Source organism: uncultured Mailhella sp., from assembly GCF_944324995.1.
Classification (GTDB): domain Bacteria; phylum Desulfobacterota; class Desulfovibrionia; order Desulfovibrionales; family Desulfovibrionaceae; genus Mailhella.
Genome location: NZ_CALUYL010000002.1, coordinates 105,769 through 124,423, shown reverse-complemented (window position 1 = coordinate 124,423; position 18,655 = coordinate 105,769). Strand labels below are relative to the sequence as shown.

Genomic DNA, 18,655 nt, shown 5'->3' with positions numbered 1-18,655 from the left:
CTTCAGCCTTCTTTATATCTATTTTACTTCCGTATGCGTATACGGCATAGGCTGCGGCATTTTTTCCATACGCGCCGGAGGTCATGGCCGTACTGGAGCTATCGGATATGGCCGCGATATTTTTAATAATGAGATTGCCGTCAACAGTGACGGGAACTCTTGTATAGTTGGCGAGAATGCCTGCCGCATAGGGTGTGCCGTCGATGGAAACGCTCTTTATATCGGATATTGTTAATGCATTAAAATTTGTCAATGACTCAGCATTCCAATTGTGTATATAAAATCCATAATTATAGATAGTGTTTTCGGATGTTTCAGATTTTATATCATGTATATAGGTATGGCCAGCAATGTTCAAATGGGACAGATATTGCTCTCCTATAAGGGCAATGCCGGATATGTAGGCCGTACTATCATTTGCAGCAGGAGAACATTCCATGGAAATATCCACATCGCCGCCGACTTGGATATAGCCTTGATCCTCCGACAATATTCCGCTGAAGTAGCCGATATTTCCCGTAGGAGAAGAGCTTTGAGCCTGGATGGAAAGGTCTCCGGTGACAATGAGTTCCCTTTTTTCTGTCCCTTGATTGGCTTCCATATGGATGGTTCCGGAATTTCCGGTATATTCTTTAATGGTATGTATAATGTCGAGGTCTCCGTTAACTTTTAAAAGAAACCAGTCCTGATCGCTGTCGTCTTGGGATGCGATGACGAAATCTTCACCGGTATGATTTATTTTTAGTGTTTTTTTCTGTGAAGGATCATTAAAAAATGATAAACCAATAGGTGTTCCATTTCCATGAAATCCTGTATAAGCTATAGGACATTCGCGGGTTTCATCATTTTTATATTCTGACTTTTCATCTGTTTTTAGATATATTATATCTTTTTCTGTATCGATAGTTAGATATTTGTCATCTAAAGATATATCGTATATGCTTTCTTTGGTTGTTATATCTTTGTTTTCATTTTTATAAATTATATCTCTATTAAGATATAAATATATATTATTGCCTTTTGATGATAGAGTAAAAGTATGATTTTGTGGTTCTTCATCAAAAGAACCATATGCATTGCTATGATAACATATTGAAAATAAAAATAATATAATTATTTGTTTCGATATTTTTTTTATTTTATATAAATATTCCTTTACGTTGTAAAAAATAGACTTCTTTAATTTCATCTCTATTTCTCCATTTAAAAAATGAAATGGAGAAGGGGCAACAAAAAAGTGTACTTTTTCGCTGACTCGAACAGACGTTGTATTAAGGAGGGTATTATATATTTTTTGCTGGAATTATAAACGGTTTTAGAGTATGTTTACCTTATGGCGAACCTGGAACCGGAAGGGGCTCGAAAAAGTACACTTTTTTGTTGTGGGATTATTGGGATTTATGCTTCGGAATCGCCCTGTAGCGGAATGAGGATTCCGCCATGTGGCACAGCCTGGCAGCATGGGCCAGGGTTATTTTTCCTTCGGTCCACAGTCGGAGCGCCATGGGAAACTCCTTCGGCAGCGGCATGGGCGGACGTCCGAAGCGCACGCCCTTCTTTCTGGCTGCGGCAATGCCTTCCGCCTGACGTTGACGAATGTTTTCCCGTTCGTTCTGTGCGGCAAAGGAAAGGATCTGGAGCACAAGATCGGCTATGAACGTGCCGAGAAGATCCTTGTTTTGTCTGGTGTCGAGCAGAGGCATGTTCAGTACCAGAATGTCCACATTCATTTCCTTGGTAAGCAGTCGCCACTGTCTCTGTATTTCTTCATAGTTTCGTCCCAGCCTGTCGATGCTGGCGATGCAGACGAGGTCGCCCGGTCTGAGCCGGCGGAGCATGGCCCGATACTGAGGACGGTGAAAGTCCTTGCCGGATTGTTTATCCATATAGATGTTGTCTTTCTCTATGGCATGTTTTTCCATGGCCATGACCTGACGGTCTTCGTTCTGATCCGTGCTGGAGACGCGTATGTATCCGTAGGTCTTTCCCGTCATGGCAGCGGCTCCTGATTGCGGCGACTGCCCGGGAGTGCGCTGCTACAGGTCTTCATCATCCGGGCCGTCCTTCAGGGGAGTGCGGGGGGTGTGGAAGCGGTGAATTCTGGAGCCGTTGAGCTGATGGATGCCGATCAACATATTTTTTCTCCTGTTTGTTCGGGGGGTGTCCCCGGGTTATCTTTTCCGGTGTGGACGCGTGGCGCAGCTTCGATGGCTGTTGCGGTCCACATTCGCCATCTTTGCAGAATCGTTTTTATTGGGTTCGTTTGATATCCGTCAACCGGAGGGGGAAGAAACGGCCTGCGGCGTTCCGCACAGGCACGGCGGATGCAGTCTCATGGGGAAGCGGTCGCCTGAAAAGAGCTCAGGACGGCGCGATGCGGAAAAACGCGGCGGGCTCTTGACATTGCCTGACGCACAAGGCATTCTCGCCCATCGTTCACCGAGAGCCGGATGTTCCGGCAGGCGGTGACATGTGGAGTTTCACTGAGCATGATTATTGATACCTTTCAACGTGGTTCCGGGTATGCGCTCGGCGCTCTCTGGAGCGGGCTCTTCCCCGGACTGATGAAGCTCGTCGAACAGGGAGAGGCGTTGCCCGACGGTCGCTATCCGCTGGCCGGCGGGCCGGAAAAGGGCGGCGTCATGGTCTCCGTGGAGACGTACGAGCCCAAAGACGAGTCGCAGGCGCGCTACGAGAGTCACGAGCTCATGGCCGACATTCAGGCCGTGCTTTCCGGCGACGAGTATCTTGACGTGTTTCCCCTGCGCGGGGAAGAAGCGGAAAGCATGCGCGACAACGAACGCGATCTTGTTTTCTATGCGGAAAAGCCCGAAGCGGCCTGCCGCGTGCATCTCAAGCCGGGCCTGTTTGCGCTGGTGCTGCCCGGCGAGGCGCACATGCCCTGTCAGCGGGCCTGCAGCGACAAGGTGAAGAAGCTTGTGGTCAAGATTCCGGCGGACAAGCTGTCCACGCCGCCCTGCCGGTAACCTGTGTTTTTGAGGAAAAGCGTTCCGGCTTTTCCGCGAGTCCAGAGCGCGGGCCTTTTCCGGTCGCGCTCAGCCCCATTGCCTTACGCTCTTCCCGGCACGTCCGGAGCAGGAGCTTTTCAGGAGCAGATTATGGATGTTTTTGATCAGGCTACGGAACTGGAAAGAATTGAACGTGAATCCGCACTTCGTCAGGCCGCGAACGTCGGCTATCAGGAAGGCCCGGAATGGATAGACGGGAAGCCCTGCTGCCGGGAATGCGGCGAACCCATTCCCGAGGCCCGTCTGAAGGCGATTCCCGGCGTGGGACTCTGCCTCGCCTGCCAGGAAGAATGGGAGAAGGAACGCCAGTAGGCCGTCCCATGAACATAACGATCCGCCGTGTCGTCTGATGCGGCGGATTTTTTGTTTCCGGCGTCGGCGGTTTGGGGCCGTCGAAAAACAACGCTTTGCCGCAGCCGGGAAAAGGCGAGCACTGGCGCGTTGCCTGCGGCGCATCTTGCCCTCGGGCAGGGCCCGAATCAGGCGCGGGAAAAGAGGGCTTTTCCGTGGGCGCGGCTCGCTGATGAGGGCGAACCGAGGCGGTCGCGCAAAGGCAAGGCTTGCCGGGGCCGTGCCGGTTCAAACCGGCAGGCAGCGTCGGTCCGTCGGGGCCGGTCAGGTCAACGACGGGGAGCAGCGTCGGAGCGGGCGGGGCGACTTTGCCGTGGAGAGATGCTCGTGGCCGGAGAGCGCGTTCGTTCAGCTTTTCAGCCAGCGCTCGGCCTGAGCAGCGGTGCGTCCGTCCAGCAGCGGCAGCCAGACGGGCAGCGCCAGAGCGTCGAGAGCGGGCATGATGAGCCGCCCGTGATGCAGAAAGAAGGCTTCGTCGTCTTCCTCGCCGGGATGCAGCTGCGCTCCGTAGCGCCTGTCGCCAAGGAGCGGATGGCCGAGCGCCGAGCAGTGGGCGCGTATCTGATGCCGCGCGCCTTTTAAAATGGTGCATCCGGCCAGCGTGACGGCGGAAGGAAGACGGCCCGTCCATCCGTGTTCTTTGAGATGCAGACGGCGGCAGATGTCGGCGGCGTCCAGCACGGCCAGCGGATGCACTTCGGTATGACGCCGCTTGTCGGGATGCTCGTCCAGCTCCACCAGCACGCGGGAGCGGTTTTTCAAGAGCAGTTTCTGCGCGGCGAGCGCGTCGTGTTCAAGCGCGCCTTCCAGCAGCGCCAGATAGCGCTTTACCGTGAGTCCGCGCTCCTGCGCGTCGCGGTACTGCCGCTCGCCGAGCTCGTCCAGCGCGGCCGTCGTCAGCCCGGACGTGGGAAAATCCAGACGGTTCAAAAGAGTGGCCCGGCATGCTTCGCCGAGAATTTTGGGGAGCATGCTTTGAAGACTCACGCCGGGCTTTCCGGCAAGCGCTTCCGTGTGCATGGACGCGGGCTTGTACACGGCGGCAAGGTGCGGCGTGCGGGTCACAAGACGCGGATTGTCTTCGGAAAAGAGCCGGTTGTGATGAGCATCCGCCGCCAGTGTTTCGGCAGACGGCGTCGGGGCGTCGGCGGGCGCGGCCTCCCGCACTTCGGCCACGTCGCCCGGACGCATCTTGCGCGAAGGCGGCGCGGGGCGACCGTTCACTTCCACCAGACCGAGTTCGCAGAGGCGTCGGCGTCCGCGCAGTCCCATGCCGGGCAGCAGGCGTTCGAGCACGCGGTCGAGCCTGACGTCGTTTTCTTCGGGCAGAACCGTAAGGCGCGTCATGCTATTCCTCGCTTATCCAGCCTTCCGGCCGGGGATCGCCTTCATACCATATCTGCGTCATGGTCAGGCCCTGCGGCGGCGCGGTGAAGGGAGCCTTGCGCCTGTCGCCGGAGGCAAGCAGCGCGGGAACGGCTTTTGGGTCGAACTTGCCGCGTCCGCAGGCCACCATGAGCCCCACGAGGTTGCGCACCATCTGCTTGAGAAAGCCGTTGGCCTCGAAGCGCACGTCTATCTGACGGCAGCCTTCGGGCAGGGCGGCGTCCGGCGTGCGCGCGGGATTGCGCGTGATGCTGAAAATGGTGCGCACCGTGCTTTTGTGCGGCGTGCCCGCGTTCTGCAGTGCCGCGAAGTCGTGCGTGCCCACAAGGTGTTCGACGGCGGCGTCGAAGCGGTCCATGTCGAGTGGACCGCACGCCCACACGAAGGGGTAGAGCTTGGGCGGCGTGCAGAGATGATCGAGCCACAGCGAATAGGTGTAGGCCTTGCGCTTCACGCTGAAACAGGCGTCGAAGGAATCGGGCACGATGCGCGCGTCGAGAACGCGGATGTCGCGGGGAAGCAGCGTGTTCAGCGCCAGCTGCCAGCGCACGTGTGCGCGCTCTTCGGGAATGTCGCAGTGGGCCACCTGCGCGTCGGCATGAACGCCGGCGTCGGTGCGGCCTGCGCCCTGCACGTGGGTGGGCCTGCCCGCCACGTGAGAGACGGCCGCGGCCACGCAGGCCTGCACGGTGGGCGGATCCTCCCTGTCCTTCCAGGCCTGAATCTGCCAGCCGTGGTAATGGGTTCCTACATAGGCGAGAGTGAGCTTGAGACGCGGCATCAGAGTTCCACCAGTTCTACGGTACAGGGTGCTATGGGTATGCCCAGAAAAAGTTCGCCCATGCGGGTGAAGCGGGGCACGTCGTCGGTGGTGAGAAAGCGCACGGAGCCGGGGCAGAGCGGCATGCCCACATCGGGCCCGGAGCCGCGGGCGAGGTGCTTTTCCTGCAGGAGCTTGCGCACGTCGCGCGCGGTGTTGCACGCGGAGTCCACCAGCGTGACCCCTTCGCCCGCCACGTGGGCTATGGCGTTGCGCAGAAGCGGAAAATGCGTGCAGGCCAGCACCAGCGTGTCGGGGACTTCCAGCCCCTGTTCGCGCGGATCGTGAAAAATAGGATCGAGATACCGGGCCGCCAGTCCTTCGGCGAGCGGACCTTCAAGCAGTCCGTCCTCCACCATGGACACGAACAGCGGACAGGCGAGCGCGGAAATGCGCGCCTGCGGCATGCGCTGCAGAATGGCCCGTTCGTAGGCGCGGCCGCGTATGGTTCCGCTGGTGGCGATGACGGCAATGTAGCCGCTTTTCGTGGCCCGGCAGGCGGCTTCGGCGCCGGGTTCGACCACGCCCACCACGTCGATGTCGGGATGCGCGGCCTGCACCAGAGGAAGCGCCGCCGCCGTGGCGGTGTTGCAGGCGATGACGAGCAGTTTTATGCCGCGTTCCACCAGCTTGTCGGCGGCTTCCAGCGCGTATCTCTGCACGGTTTCCACGCCCTTGGTGCCGTAGGGCATGCGGGCGGTGTCGCCCAGGTAGAGAAACGATTCGTTGGGAAGCTGTTCCCGCATGGCGCGCAGCACCGTCATGCCGCCCACGCCGGAATCGAAGAGTCCTATGGGCAGCTCGCGCAGAGCGGAATGGCTGGAGGAAAGGCCTTGAGTGGTAATCATGGAGTCCTCGCGTCTTGGAAATATGGGACTTGAGTCCCTTGTTCCTAACGCGGGGGAGAGGGTGGGGTCAATGCCGGGAAGCGGTCGCGGGGGCGGCAGACTAGATTTTTGCGGGAAGAAGACCTTTTCATGCCGCAGGCGTCTTGACAAGAAAACTGAACTGTAACAAACACAGTACAAGAAATCCCGGACGCGCTGCCGGGCCTTGAGGTCCGTTGGACCAGTGATTTTTTGATGTTTTGAGGGCTTTTTGCATGAGTTCCGCTTCGGTCACGCTCAGAGGTACAGTTTCTCCCCTTGAAGGCGGCCCCTGCCGCGTTGCACTTCTTGATGAAGAAGAACAGGAATGGCCTATCTTTCCCCGCGGAGCGGGGGCGGATCTGGCAGAAATGGTCGGATCTCCCGTGGAATTGCTGTGCAATGTCATGGAAGAAGATCAGCGCCGCATCTATGTGCGTTCCTACAAGTTCCTTGACGAGGCGGACAACGACCCCTGGATCTGATTGAACAGGGCGCGTTTTTCGTTCCGCAGTGCAGAAAGAGGCCGTACGACGCGTGTTTTTTCGCGCTCGTGCGCGGTCTTTTGTCTCGCGCGGATCACTCGCAACTTCGGGAATGTCATGAATATCGTTCACATAGGTCGTCTTGCCGTAGGCAGGGGGCGCCCCTGCATCATTGTTCCGCTCACCTCTTCCGACCTGTCCGGTCTGTGCGGGGAGGCGGAGCGGCTTTCCTCTCTTCCCGCCGATATGGCCGAATGGCGGGTGGATATGTTCTGCGGATCTTCCGGCGTGGATGAGTCGGCCGTGCTTGAGACGCTCTTTGCGCTTCGGCAGGCGCTGACCGTGCCGCTTCTGGCCACGTTCCGCACCACGGACGAGGGCGGCTGCTGCCCGGTAAGCGACGAGGGTTATGCCTCGCTCTGCGTGAAGCTTTGCGAAAGCGGCCAGATCGACGCGCTGGACGTGGAAGCCTTTTTCCGTTCCGGCCGCTCCAGAGAGATCATTGCCCGGGCCCATGCCTGCGGGATTCCCGTGGTGGCGAGCAATCACGACTTTTCCGCCACGCCTCCCAGGGAGGAAATGGTGCGTCGTCTGCTCTTCATGCAGGACGAGCTTGGAGCCGACATTCTTAAAATCGCGGTCATGCCGCAGAGCAGGGCCGACGTGCTCTCTCTGCTCGCCGCCACGGAAGAGGCGTCGCGAAGGGCGCATCAGCCGGTCGTGACCATGAGCATGGGGCCGCTCGGCGTGGTGAGCCGCGTGTGCGGACAGAGCTTCGGCAGCGCCGCCACCTTCGGCGCGGCGAAAAGCGCCAGCGCTCCGGGGCAGATGGACGTATCCTCCCTCGATTGTGTGCTGCGCGCGCTCGATGAGGCCTGCGGCGGCGCATAGGGCGCAAAGGCGCTCCGGCGCTGCCGATGACTGAGCCTTGGTGTTGCCTGCATCTTTGCAGAAAACATGCGGCGTCCCCGGCGGGAGCATGGCGCTGTTCCTTGAGCCTGCGCAGATCGTCGCGGGAGCATGGCGCTTCGTCCGTCTGACCATAGTTCCTTAAATAAAGAAGAACCGTCTTTTCCGGCATGTCGGGAGAGGCGGTTCTTTTTGTCCAACAGATGCGGGTGAAGCCGTGAAAGGCCCGCAGAGGGCGCTGAACGGAACGCAGTCTGCTGCCCAGAACGCGGGTCGGGTCGGGCGCGCGTTCTGCGGGCCTGCGGGCAACACGAGGCGCAGGCGGGCCCCGCGTCTTTCGTGCAGACGGCGCGCTCGTCTCCGGCCGTTCGACCGAAATCGACAATTTTCAAAAAAATTTTTCCTTCCCCCCTAGACGGACCGCAAAACGGAATTACCTATTGCATGTAAGAGTTCAGCCCTCCGGGCGGGCTCTTCCCCAACATGTGCAATATCTGAGGAGGAAATATAGTATGGGCAAGATTATTGGTATCGACCTTGGCACCACCAACAGCTGCGTTTATGTGATGGAAGGCAAGGAGCCCAAGTGCATCTCCAATCCCAATGGCGGCCGGACCACTCCGTCCATCGTCGCTTTTACCGATAAGGAACGTCTGGTGGGCGAAACCGCCAAGCGTCAGGCTGTCACCAACCCCGACCGCACCATTTTCGCCGTCAAGCGTCTGATGGGCCGTCGCGCCGATTCTCCTGAAGTGCAGCACTGGATGCAGCACGCTCCCTACGCCATCGTGGCTTCCGCCAACGGCGACGCCGCCGTGCGCGTGGACGGGCATGACTACAGCCCTCAGGAAATTTCCGCCGTCATTCTCGGCCAGCTCAAGAAGGACGCCGAAGCCTACCTCGGCGAACCTGTGACCGAAGCCGTCATCACGGTGCCTGCCTACTTCAACGACGCTCAGCGTCAGGCCACCAAGGACGCCGGCAAGATCGCCGGTCTTGAAGTCAAGCGTATCATCAACGAGCCTACCGCCGCTTCTCTGGCGTACGGCTTCGACCGCAAGGCCAATGAAAAGATCGCCGTGTACGACCTCGGCGGCGGCACCTTTGATATCTCCATCCTCGAAGTCGGCGACAACGTCGTGGAAGTGCGCGCCACCAACGGCGATACCTTCCTCGGCGGCGAAGACTTCGACCAGCGCATCATCCGCTACATGGTGGATGAATTCAAGGGTCAGTACGGCATTGATCTGTCGCAGGACCGCATGGCTCTGCAGCGTCTGAAGGAAGCGGCTGAAAACGCCAAGAAGGAACTCTCCAACTCCCTGGAAACCCAGATCAACCTGCCCTTCATCACGGCTGACGCCACCGGCCCCAAGCATCTCATGATGACCCTCACCCGCGCCAAGCTCGAACAGATGGTCATGGATCTGGTGGAACGCTCCATCGAACCCTGCCGCAAGGCTCTTGCCGACGCCGGTCTCTCCGCTTCCGACATCGACGAAGTGGTTCTGGTCGGCGGCATGACCCGTATGCCTCTGGTGCAGAAGAAGGTCGGCGAATTCTTCGGCAAGGATCCCAACCGTTCCGTGAACCCCGATGAAGTGGTGGCCATGGGCGCTTCCATTCAGGGTGCCATTCTCACCGGCGACGTCAAGGACGTGCTGCTGCTCGACGTGACTCCGCTTTCCCTCGGCATTGAAACCATGGGCGGCGTGTTCACCAAGCTGATCGACCGCAACACCACCATTCCTACCCGCAAGAGTCAGACCTTCTCCACCGCTGCGGACAACCAGCCTGCCGTGGACATTCATGTTCTGCAGGGCGAACGCCCGATGGCGGCCGACAACATGACTCTGGGCAACTTCCAGCTCACCGGCATTCCCGCCGCTCCCCGCGGCGTGCCGCAGATTGAAGTTACCTTCGACATTGACGCCAACGGCATCGTGAACGTGTCCGCCAAGGATCTCGGCACCGGCAAGGAACAGTCCATCCAGATCAAGTCTTCTTCCGGCCTCAGCGAAGAAGAGATCAACAAGCTGGTGCGCGAAGCTGAAGCCAACGCCGCGGAAGACAAGAAGAAGCAGGAAAACATCGAGGCCCGCAACCAGGCCGACGCCCTGATCTACGCCACCGAAAAGTCCCTCAAGGATCTCGGCGACAAGGTTGATCCTGCGGTCAAGTCCGACGTGGAAAGCAAGACCGAAGTGCTCAAGAAGGCCATGGAAGGCTCCGACACCGATGCCATCAAGAAGGCTTCCGACGACCTCTCGCAGGCTTCCCACAAGCTGGCTGAAATGCTCTACAAGAACGCTCAGGCTCAGCAGCAGGGCGCTCAGGCCGGCCAGCAGGCTCAGCCGAACGGCGGCAAGAAGGACGACGACGTCGTTGACGCCGACTTCACCGAAGTGAAGTAAGCTCTCGGTTTTTGTCTGAACACCGATCTCAGGCCCCCGTCCCTCCCGGACGGGGGCTTTCCTCTTTTCTTCGGGCGGCACGCGCTCGGCAGCACCGCAGCCGCCCCTCCTCCCACGCGCGGCATGCGCGCGCCATAATGAAAACGCCCTTTTCTCCGAACGGCATGTCCGCAACGGGAAAAAGGCGTTTTTTTGTGCCTGAAAGAGGGGGCAGGTCTCGGGCCGGAGCGCGTTTGCGGCGCGCTGCTGTGTCGCCGGGAAAGGGGCCGCGCGTTAGAACGAAAGATCGCGCGCGGCAGGGCAGTCTGCCGTGCCGACGGCGCAGCGCACGGCCGCGTTGACGGCTTTTCCCATGACGTAGGCGGCCAGCGTGCCCACGGCGTCCTGATGGGCGCGCACGCGCCCCGACGAGAGCGCGTAGATGCTGTCGCCGTCGGCGGAGGTGTGAACCGGACGTATGGTTCTGGCAAGACCGTTATGCGCCATGGCGGCAATTTTTTTCAGCCGGGTCTTGTCGAATGCTGCATTGGTGAGCACGCAGCCGATGGTGGTGTTGCCGGTGAAGAGATTGTCCGCGCGTTCGGCGCAGGTGCGCAGCAGTTCCCGTTCACTGTCTGCAAAGCTCCTTTTGTCCGGCGAGAGCATGCCGGCGAGGCGCTTTCCCGTGTCGATGTCGAACACGTCGCCCAGCGCGTTGACCGCCACCACGGCCCCCACCATGACCTCTCCGATGCGCGCGGCATAGCCGCCGAGGCCGGATTTCATCATGCATCCCGCGCCGTTGAGCTTGCCCACGGTGCAGCCTGCGCCCGCGCCGACGTTGCCGCACGCGGGGCGGTTTCCGGCGGCGTCGAGGCAGGCATGATAGGCCATGTCGGCATCGGGCCTTGCCGAAGCGTCGCCTATGCCGAGATCGTACAGGCAGGAGGCGCACACCAGCGGAACGCGGGCGAAACCGGTGTCGAAGCCCCGGCCGCGCTCTTCCAGAAAGCGCATGACGCCGTCCGCCGCGCGCAGTCCGAAGGCGCTGCCGCCGGCAAGCAGCACGGCGTGAATGCGTTCGCAGGCGGCCACGGGAGAGAGCAGCTCCGTTTCGCGGGACGCAGGGCCGCCGCCGCGCACGTCGAGGCCCGCAGCCATGTCGGTTTCGGCAAGCACCACGGTGCAGCCCGTCATGCCTTTCTCGTCCTGAGCGTGTCCGATAAAAAATCCGGGAATGTCGCTCAGCGGTATTTCCGTCAGAAAAGATTTCATGAGTTCTCCTTGAACAGCATTCGGCGCGTCGGACAAGACCGAGGGGCCTGCGGGCGTCGTAAAGAGCTGCGCGTCTGCGGGCGTCGGGAACGGAAGCGTCCGTCGCGTTTTTTTCGGAAGGCGCAGACTGCTTTCGTGAAGGCGCTTGCGGCGGAGCAGGCAGCATTTACTCGCAGACCATGAGATACATGCCGACCAGCACCACGTAGCGCAGCAGCTTGCCCGTAAGGGTGATGGGCAGAAAAGAGCGGAAGGGCTCCCGCAGAACGCCCGCCGCCACGGTAAGCGCGTCGCCGACGAGCGGCAGCCAGCTCATGAGCAGCGACCAGCGTCCATATTTGTGATACCACGCCTCGGCGCGGAGAAGGGCGGATTCCTTCACGGGAAACCAGCGTTTGTTCCTGAATTTCTGGGCAAAAAGACCGAGCAGCCAGTTGACCGCCGCGCCGAGCGTGTTGCCCGCGGCGGCCGTGGCCACAAGCAGCCAGGGCGAGTGTGTTCCCTCGGCCACAAGCGCCACAAGCAGCGCTTCCGACTGGGCGGGGAGCAGCGTGGCGGAAATGAAGGCCACGAAGAACATGAGAAGGTATTCCGTCATGGAAGGGCCGGAAAAGAACGTCGAAGGCCGGAATCGAAAACGCCGGAAAGGAGCGTCTTCCAAGCGACGGCACAAGGGCGAAGGGCAGAGAAAGGGCTGCGGAGCGCCCGGGCGGACGCTCCGCGAAACTGACGCATACGGCGGGGCGACCAGCTGACGTCGCGCCGTATGCCGGTCTTACTGCTGCACCGGATTGATGCGCACTTCGACGCGGCGGTTCTGCTGACGGCCGTATTCCGTGCTGTTGTCGGCGATGGGAGAACTTTCTCCGTAGCCCACGGCCTGAATTCTGCCTGCCGCAATGCCGCGCTGAACGAGGGCGTTTTTCACGCTCTGGGCGCGGCGTTCGGAAAGCTGCTGATTGTAGGCGTCGGAACCGGTGCTGTCGGTGTGTCCGGCAATGAGAATGGTGGTCTGCGGGTAGGCGGAGAGCACCTGCGCCACGCGGTCGAGCTCGGAGTAGAGGCCGGGACGGATGCTGGAAGAGTTCACGTCGAAGGTGAAGTCGCTCTTGAAGGTGAGGGCAAGGGCGTTGCCTTCGCGCTGAACGGCCACGGCTTCGGAATCGGCCAGCGCCTGACGCATGTCGTTTTCCTGTTTGTCCATCATGGCTCCGACGCCGGTTCCCGCAAGGCCGCCGATGACGGCGCCTGCGGCCGTGCCGATGAGCGTGGACTTGGTGTTGCCGCCGATGATCTGACCGAGAATGGCTCCGGCGGCTGCGCCTCCGGCGGTTCCGTAGGCGGCGCCTCTGCCGGTGTTGCTTTGCATGGCGCAGCCGCTGCCGAGCAGCAGCGTGGCAATGAGTCCGAGCGTGCAGAGTTTTTTCATGGAGTATTCCTTCCTTGCTTTTCTGGGATGAAGGATGCGCGTTTCGCCGGGCGTGTTTTCGGCAACGGAGCGGAAACACGTTGGAAAAGCGCAAGTTCGCGAAAAGAATAGCCGCGACCATGGCAAAAGGCAAACACGCGGTCTGCATGCGCTTGAAGAGCCCGAGGGGAGCGTGTTGCCCGTCATGCGGAAAGGAAGAAGAAAAAAGTTATGGAATTTCCATGGATAACTTCATTTGTGCATGGCCGGAGAACGGAGCGCATCTGAAAAAGCATGAAGAAACGGCGTGCCGGAAGTTCTTCCGAAAGCCTTTCAAAGTGTTTCAGCCGTCGGAAAGAGTTTGAAACATGACTTTTCGGGCAGCCGTGCTATAAAAATAGCATGCAGGTTGCCTCTTCCCCCTGGAAAACCTTTGCATATTCTCGTGTGTCTGCTTTCCTCCTGTGTGCCGGTCTGGTCGAGACCTCCTCCGATCAGACCGGTGTTGTGTTTAAAGACGGAAGCGCTGTCGCCGGAAGAGCTGCTCAACGCTTTTCAAGGATCGGCGGATCATTCGGCTGTCGGCGAAGCAGGCGTCGCCCTGAAAAGACGCGGACGTCGGGGCTCGTCATGTTGAGCGCGGCGTCGCTGGAATCGGAGCTCGGGACGCTGCGCAAGGTAGCGAAACACGGAGAAAGAGTTTGAAACGTGACCTTTTTTCGTCTTTTGACTAGAAAAAAAGCGTGGACGGTCATGCCGAGACCCATGACCCGAAACCTTCCATACCCTCCTCTTTTTGTTTTCCTCTGCACGACCAGCCTGCCGACTATCCCGGACAGGCTGGTTTTCTGTTTAATGTTCCGTATCTGCTGAAGAATGTCAGAGGGGTTGGAAAAAAGAAAAAAGTCATGCAGAAATGCCTGACCAGGAGAAAGTTCTGTTCCGGACGGGCGTCATCGTTCTTTTGATAGCATGAGCTCAAACAATGCGTTTTCCTGTCGTCAGCAGGCAGTCGTTGTTTTATGTATCATCCACGGCATGGTTGCTCTTTCGGTCATGCGTCGGGATCTTTTCATGGAGCGGCACCGTCTTCATGCCGTGAACAGGCAGTGGTTGACTTTTTCATGCGCATTGCTAGAACTGTAAAAAATTTTTTGAAAATTCATGCTGTTAGGTAAAAAGAGGCAATAGATGTCCAACACGTCGAAACAAGGATCGCTGATATTTCTCTCCTTACTCTGCTTTGCTCTTGCCGACGTGCGCGACGGTCTGGGACCTTTTCTCGGCGTCTATTTGCAGGAACAGAACTGGACGCCCGATGAAATCGGCTTTGTCATGACCGCGGGAGGGCTGGCCGAACTGTTCTGCATCACGCCGCTCGGGGCGCTGGCCGATCACACGCGGCACAAGCGCAGACTCATTGCGGCAAGCGTATGTCTCATCGTGGCGGGCTGCGGACTGGTCTTTGTGCAGAGCGGCGCGGCGGCCGCCGGTTTCTCCCGCATTCTTCAAAGCATCGCGGCGGCGGCCATTGCTCCCGCGCTTACCGGCATCACGCTGGGCATGGTGGGGCAGAAGGGACTTCCCGCCAGGCTCGGCCGAAACGAAGCCTGGAGCCATGCCGGCAACGCCTCGACCGCCGTGCTCGGAGGAACGGTAGGGTATTTTTTCGGCATTCCCGGCGTGTTCTTCGTGATGGCGGTCATGGGCGCGCTGGCCGTGTTCAGTCTGGCCCGCATCAATCCCGACCATATCGACTATGCCGCCGCGCGCGGTCTTGAACCTTCGGATTCGCCGAGCAGGGAGCGGCCCGCGCGGAATTTTCGTCTGCTCTTTGTGGATAAAGGTCTGCTTGCCGTAGCCGTCACGCTGTTTTTCTTTCATCTCGGCAATGCGGCGCTGCTGCCTCTTCTGGGGCAGTCCGCCGTGGCCAGGTTCAGTGTGAACGGCGCGGCCTACACGGCGGGAACCGTGGTGCTGGCGCAGGCCACCATGATAGGCATGGCGCTCTGGGGCGCAAAAGTCGCCCAGAAAAAAGGTTACGGCTGGCTTTTTCTTCTGGCGCTGCTGGCGCTTCCGATTCGCGGATGCATTGCCGGATTGTGGGAAAGCCCGTGGAACATCATTCCCGTGCAGATGCTTGACGGCGTCGGCGCCGGTCTTCTGGGGGTGGCTACGCCGGGCATTGTCGCGCGTCTGCTTCAGGGCAGCGGGCATATCAATATGGGCCTCGGCATGGTGCTTACCGTTCAGGGCGTCGGCGCTTCGCTGAGCAATACCTACGGCGGACTTTTTGCTCATCATGTCAGCTACAGCGCGGCCTTTCTCGCGCTTGCCGCGGCTCCGTGCGTGGGGCTTGCCGTCTTCATTGCGGCAACAAGACTTCTGCCTTCCTTTGCCGGAACATTGAAGCCGACCGGTGCGGGGCGCTCGGAATAGACGTTCGAGGCGGCGGGCGGCGAAAGAACCCGTGCCGTCAGAACTTGTGCGCCGTTATTTTTTTCGGGCGTTCCAGTGCGCGGCAACGGCGTCTGCCATGTGCTTATGGCCGCGTCTGTTGAGGTGAATGCCGTCAAAGGAAAGATCGTCAGGGCCGACGACGGGACGAAAGTCGAGATATTCCGTGCCGTCGCACAGGCACTGCTGCTGAAGGGCGCAGGCAAATTCGGCGTAGGCGGAGCGCACGATATCCATATCTATGGGGCCTTCACACCAGGCTTCCGAAACATCCTGCGAAATCTGCATGGGAATCCCCACCACGGGCCGGATTCCCATGTCTGCCGCGCGCTTGCATAGGCTGCGAATGTCCGCAAGCGGCACGGAAACGGGCATGCCCATGAAAAAATTGTTGAGGCCTCCCATGACGAGGACTTCGTCGCCGTAGAGCGGCTGTTCCGCCATTTCTCCGGTGGTCGCGCCGTTGACGCCCTTGTTGATGAACTCATGCCCCGTAAGCTGCGAGGCCAGCGCGCACCACGTTTCCGAACGTCCGACGCCGTAACCGTAGGTAAGGCTGTCGCCTATGCAAAGAATATTCATGATGTTGCCTCGAAGGTGGGTGACGGTATGCTGCCGTCAGCATGAAGTTGTTTTTGCCTCTCTGCAAGTCTCCTCACACATGGAAGTCATGAGCGATGAAGCGTTTCTGCCGGAGTTCCATCTTTCAGTGCGCTCCATCTTTTCAGAGGAGAAGCGTCGGAGCCGCCGCAAAACGAAGCCTCTCTCTTCATTCAGCCTTGGAACGGATACGCACAAGAACGGGCTGGGATCAGGGAAGATGAGCGGAATGAAAAGCTCCGTCTGATTTTTCAGACGGGCGATCCCATGCAGATGTGAAGATAGCACGTTCTTCAACGTCGCAGGCATGTGTTTTGCGTTCGACCGGCAAAGCAGGCATGCGCCATCATCCCCTGCTCAGAAGCTCAAATCGGTATTCCTGCCGGATGTCGGGATACTTCTCCTTGTCCACTTTGGACATGAACATGTCGAGCGGCCTTGCAAAGACTTTGAGCGTATCCTCGGAGTTCATATCGTAGAGCGCCTCATAGAGGACGAGAGTTTCTCTGGTTTCGGAATGCGTGGCGTATCCAAGAATCCTGTAGGTGTACATGGGAGAGTCGGCGGGGTAGCGTTCATGCTTGAAATGCTGAACGATGTCGCCTGCTTTGAAGGGCTTGCGCTCGATGTGTTCTGCCATGATGCTCTCCTGAAAAGAAGCGTAAAAGGCGAATGAAGCATAAAAGACTGCGGATGCTGGATAGCATTGCCCGAGGGCAATCGGCAACGGCAAAAGCGGCGTATCCGGCTTTGGAGGCAGCTTTGGCAGAATGTTTTTACAGCCCGAAGATATTCACGGCTTCGTCCTGTGTGGTCACGCTGTCGTCCCTGGCGGAAAACCAGTCGATCATAAAGGAAAGGAAGGAACAGAAGTTCCTGCGATATTTGAGCAGACAGGCTTTTTCCGCCTCCGGACCAGTGTTTTCGTCTGTCCACTCCTCTGAAGGCGCGAGAGCTTTGATCCAGACATCTTTGAGGTATTCCTCCATCTCCGGGGAATCCGGTTCATGCTTTGCCAGCCATGAAAGCCGTTTAAGTTCCCTGGCAATCAGTCCGCACTGCACGGGACTCAGCATATTGAGGGAAGAATAGACTTCAATGCCTCCGGGGACATGAGCGTCAATGGCGGGCAGCAGCAGGTTGAAGAGGCTGCTTTCCACATAAAGCGTGCCGGTATGTTCTTTTGTGTCCAGCAAGGCATCGTAAGGAATATCTTCCAGTCCGAATACGGCGCCCTCATATCTGCCGCCGACATCGTAGCGAAGGCGGTTTCCCATGACTCTGCATTGTTTTTCCATGTGGATGCTGGCGGCAAGACGCATCCCGGGATCGGGAAAACGGAAGACCATGTCGCGGAGCATCATACGGCGCGCAATGGGGGAATCATTCGGGTTTTCAGGAAAAAATTCCTGCGCTCTGCGTTTCAGCTTCAGCGCTCCAAGGCGGCGGAGAGGTTCGATGGTCGTGCTCCCGGGAAGATCTTGTCGATAGTCGTCTTCAGGCGCATCCATGTGTGCCGTCATGGAAGGATTCTTACCGTAGCCTTCAAGGCAGAAGGCGGTTTCATATCCTCCTTTTTCCGAGTTCACCCAGAAAAAACGGTCATGAAACATGAGGCGTTCGTCAGCTCTCAGCGTTTCTTTAAGAATGGTGCAGAGCTCTTCGGCCTTTTTGCCCAGGTCCCGCGGGGCGCACGCCTTTCTGCTCGACAGCACGACTGCATACGCCGCATAACCGTGCATCCTTTTTTCTTCTCTCATGTCCAGAGGGATGGTCCAGTCTGCGATTTTTACGATGTTTCGCAAACCTGTCATGCGTTTTTCCAATGTCGCTACAAGTTCGCGGGAGCGCTCGCGGCACTGAAAGATCTCGGTGTGTCCGAGCCTGTTCGGACTCCAGAGAAAAGGATCAGGTCTTTGAACATCCGCCAGATAAAAGTTGTGACGGCAGGCAAAGTCGAGAACGGCGGGAATGAGTCTGGAGGCGAAATGCCAGTCCAGCCGGATGGTCAGAAGATGCCCGTGTTCAGGCGGCAGCTCTTCCTGCGTGTTGATTCTTTGAGAAGTGAGTTTCCAGAGCGTGCCGTGTTCCGTGCGCCATTCCCATACGTTTTCACGGGCGGAAGCATACAGGGCGCCGGATGACGGCGTCACGGACCGGAGCTGTTCGGCCAGTTCCGCAGCAGAGGCAGCGGCAGGGAAAGGAAGCAGGTGTTTGAGCCAGCCGTTTTTATCGCGCCCTTCCTGCAGAACGTGCATGATGGCGGTGCTGAACATGTCGGCATGAAAGAGGAAGAGCTTGTAGCGCATGGCATTTTCCAGACGGCGCGCAGGAGCGGCGGTAAACGGAAGTTATGGAAAACTGTACTCAGCGTAATCTGTTTTTCATGCCGAGTAAATCATCCATGCCGGGAAAGAAGGCCGCAGACATGGGAAAGATGCTGATGCAGGAGAAACATTTTTGCATTATCGGGCATGAACCGGGATGCTCTCTGCTTCGTGGGAACCTATTATATTCGGGGGGGAGGAGGGCCGGACTGTTGTCATCTCCATGTCGATGATTGTTCCATGGGGACAGCGCAGGCTCAGGCAGTTACAGAGAGCCGGAGCGCGTTGGAGAAATTTTTCATTCCATCCAGAGCGCGACAGCTTTCGTTTTACCAGGAGGGAACAGGCG

The 18,655-nt window shown here is 58.5% G+C and carries 17 protein-coding genes; 7 read left to right on the top strand and 10 right to left on the bottom strand.

The genetic code is table 11. From position 1 onward, the window contains the following. Window positions 1–340: 340 nt before the first annotated feature. Window positions 341–673 (top strand): hypothetical protein, encoded by a 333-nt coding sequence (locus Q0K02_RS02450; protein ID WP_294484762.1) that lies wholly within the window; start codon window positions 341–343, stop codon window positions 671–673. 715 nt (window positions 674–1,388) lie between these two features. Here the strand turns inward: Q0K02_RS02450 and Q0K02_RS02445 are convergent. Then, window positions 1,389–1,994 carry a recombinase family protein gene (locus Q0K02_RS02445; protein WP_294484761.1) on the bottom strand — a complete coding sequence of 202 codons (606 nt, stop codon included), beginning with the start codon at window positions 1,992–1,994 and terminating at the stop codon, window positions 1,389–1,391. 495 nt (window positions 1,995–2,489) lie between these two features. On the opposite strand from Q0K02_RS02445, the gene Q0K02_RS02440 reads away from it, so the two are divergent. Together Q0K02_RS02440 and Q0K02_RS02435 are read left to right on the top strand one after the other, a co-directional pair. Beyond that, window positions 2,490–2,987, top strand: coding sequence for a YhcH/YjgK/YiaL family protein (locus Q0K02_RS02440; RefSeq protein ID WP_294484760.1), 498 nt, complete (start codon window positions 2,490–2,492; stop codon window positions 2,985–2,987). Between the two features lie 132 nt (window positions 2,988–3,119). Then, window positions 3,120–3,341 (top strand): TraR/DksA family transcriptional regulator, encoded by a 222-nt coding sequence (locus tag Q0K02_RS02435; RefSeq protein WP_294484757.1) that lies wholly within the window; start codon window positions 3,120–3,122, stop codon window positions 3,339–3,341. A gap of 387 nt (window positions 3,342–3,728) precedes the next feature. Here the strand turns inward: Q0K02_RS02435 and Q0K02_RS02430 are convergent, their stop codons facing one another. From Q0K02_RS02430 to murI, 3 genes are read right to left on the bottom strand one after another with little or no spacing between them, the layout of a single operon-like run. Further along, a complete protein-coding gene (locus Q0K02_RS02430) occupies window positions 3,729–4,727 on the bottom strand; it encodes a pseudouridine synthase (protein ID WP_294484756.1) in 999 nt (332 codons plus the stop codon). A gap of 1 nt (window position 4,728) precedes the next feature. Further along, window positions 4,729–5,547 carry a tRNA pseudouridine(38-40) synthase TruA gene (gene truA, locus Q0K02_RS02425; protein ID WP_294484752.1) on the bottom strand — a complete coding sequence of 273 codons (819 nt, stop codon included), beginning with the start codon at window positions 5,545–5,547 and terminating at the stop codon, window positions 4,729–4,731. Beyond that, window positions 5,547–6,434, bottom strand: a complete 888-nt coding sequence (gene murI, locus Q0K02_RS02420) for a glutamate racemase (RefSeq protein ID WP_294484750.1) — start codon at window positions 6,432–6,434, stop codon at window positions 5,547–5,549. Before murI ends, truA begins: the two co-directional genes overlap by 1 nt. A gap of 254 nt (window positions 6,435–6,688) precedes the next feature. Between murI and Q0K02_RS02415 the strand changes: the two genes are divergently transcribed. From Q0K02_RS02415 to dnaK, 3 genes are all read left to right on the top strand, one after another. Beyond that, on the top strand, window positions 6,689–6,937 hold the full coding sequence (locus Q0K02_RS02415; protein WP_294484748.1) for a hypothetical protein: 249 nt from the start codon (window positions 6,689–6,691) through the stop codon (window positions 6,935–6,937). A 117-nt stretch (window positions 6,938–7,054) separates the two neighbouring features. Beyond that, window positions 7,055–7,828 carry a type I 3-dehydroquinate dehydratase gene (gene aroD / locus Q0K02_RS02410; protein ID WP_294484746.1) on the top strand — a complete coding sequence of 258 codons (774 nt, stop codon included), beginning with the start codon at window positions 7,055–7,057 and terminating at the stop codon, window positions 7,826–7,828. Between the two features lie 530 nt (window positions 7,829–8,358). Next, complete coding sequence (dnaK, locus tag Q0K02_RS02405) at window positions 8,359–10,260, top strand: molecular chaperone DnaK (protein WP_294484744.1); 1,902 nt, start codon at window positions 8,359–8,361, stop codon at window positions 10,258–10,260. A gap of 273 nt (window positions 10,261–10,533) precedes the next feature. On the opposite strand, the gene Q0K02_RS02400 is transcribed toward dnaK, so the two are convergent. From Q0K02_RS02400 to Q0K02_RS02390, 3 genes are all read right to left on the bottom strand, one after another. After that, complete coding sequence (locus Q0K02_RS02400) at window positions 10,534–11,514, bottom strand: P1 family peptidase (protein ID WP_294484743.1); 981 nt, start codon at window positions 11,512–11,514, stop codon at window positions 10,534–10,536. Window positions 11,515–11,680: 166 nt separating this feature from the next. Then, on the bottom strand, window positions 11,681–12,112 hold the full coding sequence (locus Q0K02_RS02395) for a YqaA family protein (protein WP_294484740.1): 432 nt from the start codon (window positions 12,110–12,112) through the stop codon (window positions 11,681–11,683). Between the two features lie 177 nt (window positions 12,113–12,289). Next, on the bottom strand, window positions 12,290–12,943 hold the full coding sequence (locus tag Q0K02_RS02390; protein WP_294484738.1) for an OmpA family protein: 654 nt from the start codon (window positions 12,941–12,943) through the stop codon (window positions 12,290–12,292). A gap of 1,170 nt (window positions 12,944–14,113) precedes the next feature. On the opposite strand from Q0K02_RS02390, the gene Q0K02_RS02385 reads away from it, so the two are divergent. Further along, complete coding sequence (locus Q0K02_RS02385) at window positions 14,114–15,361, top strand: MFS transporter (RefSeq protein WP_294484737.1); 1,248 nt, start codon at window positions 14,114–14,116, stop codon at window positions 15,359–15,361. Window positions 15,362–15,415: 54 nt separating this feature from the next. On the opposite strand, the gene Q0K02_RS02380 is transcribed toward Q0K02_RS02385, so the two are convergent. The 3 genes from Q0K02_RS02380 to Q0K02_RS02370 form a co-directional block, all read right to left on the bottom strand. Beyond that, entirely contained in the window at window positions 15,416–15,961 is a 546-nt protein-coding gene (locus Q0K02_RS02380) for a GDSL-type esterase/lipase family protein (RefSeq protein ID WP_294484735.1), read from the bottom strand. Between the two features lie 364 nt (window positions 15,962–16,325). Then, window positions 16,326–16,619, bottom strand: a complete 294-nt coding sequence (locus Q0K02_RS02375; protein WP_294484733.1) for a DUF1653 domain-containing protein — start codon at window positions 16,617–16,619, stop codon at window positions 16,326–16,328. Window positions 16,620–16,755: 136 nt separating this feature from the next. After that, the gene (locus tag Q0K02_RS02370; protein ID WP_294484732.1) at window positions 16,756–17,805 is read right to left on the bottom strand and encodes a hypothetical protein; all 1,050 of its coding nucleotides are present in this window, start codon (window positions 17,803–17,805) and stop codon (window positions 16,756–16,758) included. Window positions 17,806–18,655 lie beyond the last annotated feature (850 nt).

Coding starts and splice junctions, on each gene's coding strand:
- Q0K02_RS02450 (WP_294484762.1), top strand. CDS start 341: ATGGCCAGCAATGTTCAAATGGGACAGATATTGCTCTCCTATAAGGGC.
- Q0K02_RS02445 (WP_294484761.1), bottom strand. CDS start 1,994: ATGACGGGAAAGACCTACGGATACATACGCGTCTCCAGCACGGATCAG.
- Q0K02_RS02440 (WP_294484760.1), top strand. CDS start 2,490: ATGATTATTGATACCTTTCAACGTGGTTCCGGGTATGCGCTCGGCGCT.
- Q0K02_RS02435 (WP_294484757.1), top strand. CDS start 3,120: ATGGATGTTTTTGATCAGGCTACGGAACTGGAAAGAATTGAACGTGAA.
- Q0K02_RS02430 (WP_294484756.1), bottom strand. CDS start 4,727: ATGACGCGCCTTACGGTTCTGCCCGAAGAAAACGACGTCAGGCTCGAC.
- truA (WP_294484752.1), bottom strand. CDS start 5,547: ATGCCGCGTCTCAAGCTCACTCTCGCCTATGTAGGAACCCATTACCAC.
- murI (WP_294484750.1), bottom strand. CDS start 6,434: ATGATTACCACTCAAGGCCTTTCCTCCAGCCATTCCGCTCTGCGCGAG.
- Q0K02_RS02415 (WP_294484748.1), top strand. CDS start 6,689: ATGAGTTCCGCTTCGGTCACGCTCAGAGGTACAGTTTCTCCCCTTGAA.
- aroD (WP_294484746.1), top strand. CDS start 7,055: ATGAATATCGTTCACATAGGTCGTCTTGCCGTAGGCAGGGGGCGCCCC.
- dnaK (WP_294484744.1), top strand. CDS start 8,359: ATGGGCAAGATTATTGGTATCGACCTTGGCACCACCAACAGCTGCGTT.
- Q0K02_RS02400 (WP_294484743.1), bottom strand. CDS start 11,514: ATGAAATCTTTTCTGACGGAAATACCGCTGAGCGACATTCCCGGATTT.
- Q0K02_RS02395 (WP_294484740.1), bottom strand. CDS start 12,112: ATGACGGAATACCTTCTCATGTTCTTCGTGGCCTTCATTTCCGCCACG.
- Q0K02_RS02390 (WP_294484738.1), bottom strand. CDS start 12,943: ATGAAAAAACTCTGCACGCTCGGACTCATTGCCACGCTGCTGCTCGGC.
- Q0K02_RS02385 (WP_294484737.1), top strand. CDS start 14,114: ATGTCCAACACGTCGAAACAAGGATCGCTGATATTTCTCTCCTTACTC.
- Q0K02_RS02380 (WP_294484735.1), bottom strand. CDS start 15,961: ATGAATATTCTTTGCATAGGCGACAGCCTTACCTACGGTTACGGCGTC.
- Q0K02_RS02375 (WP_294484733.1), bottom strand. CDS start 16,619: ATGGCAGAACACATCGAGCGCAAGCCCTTCAAAGCAGGCGACATCGTT.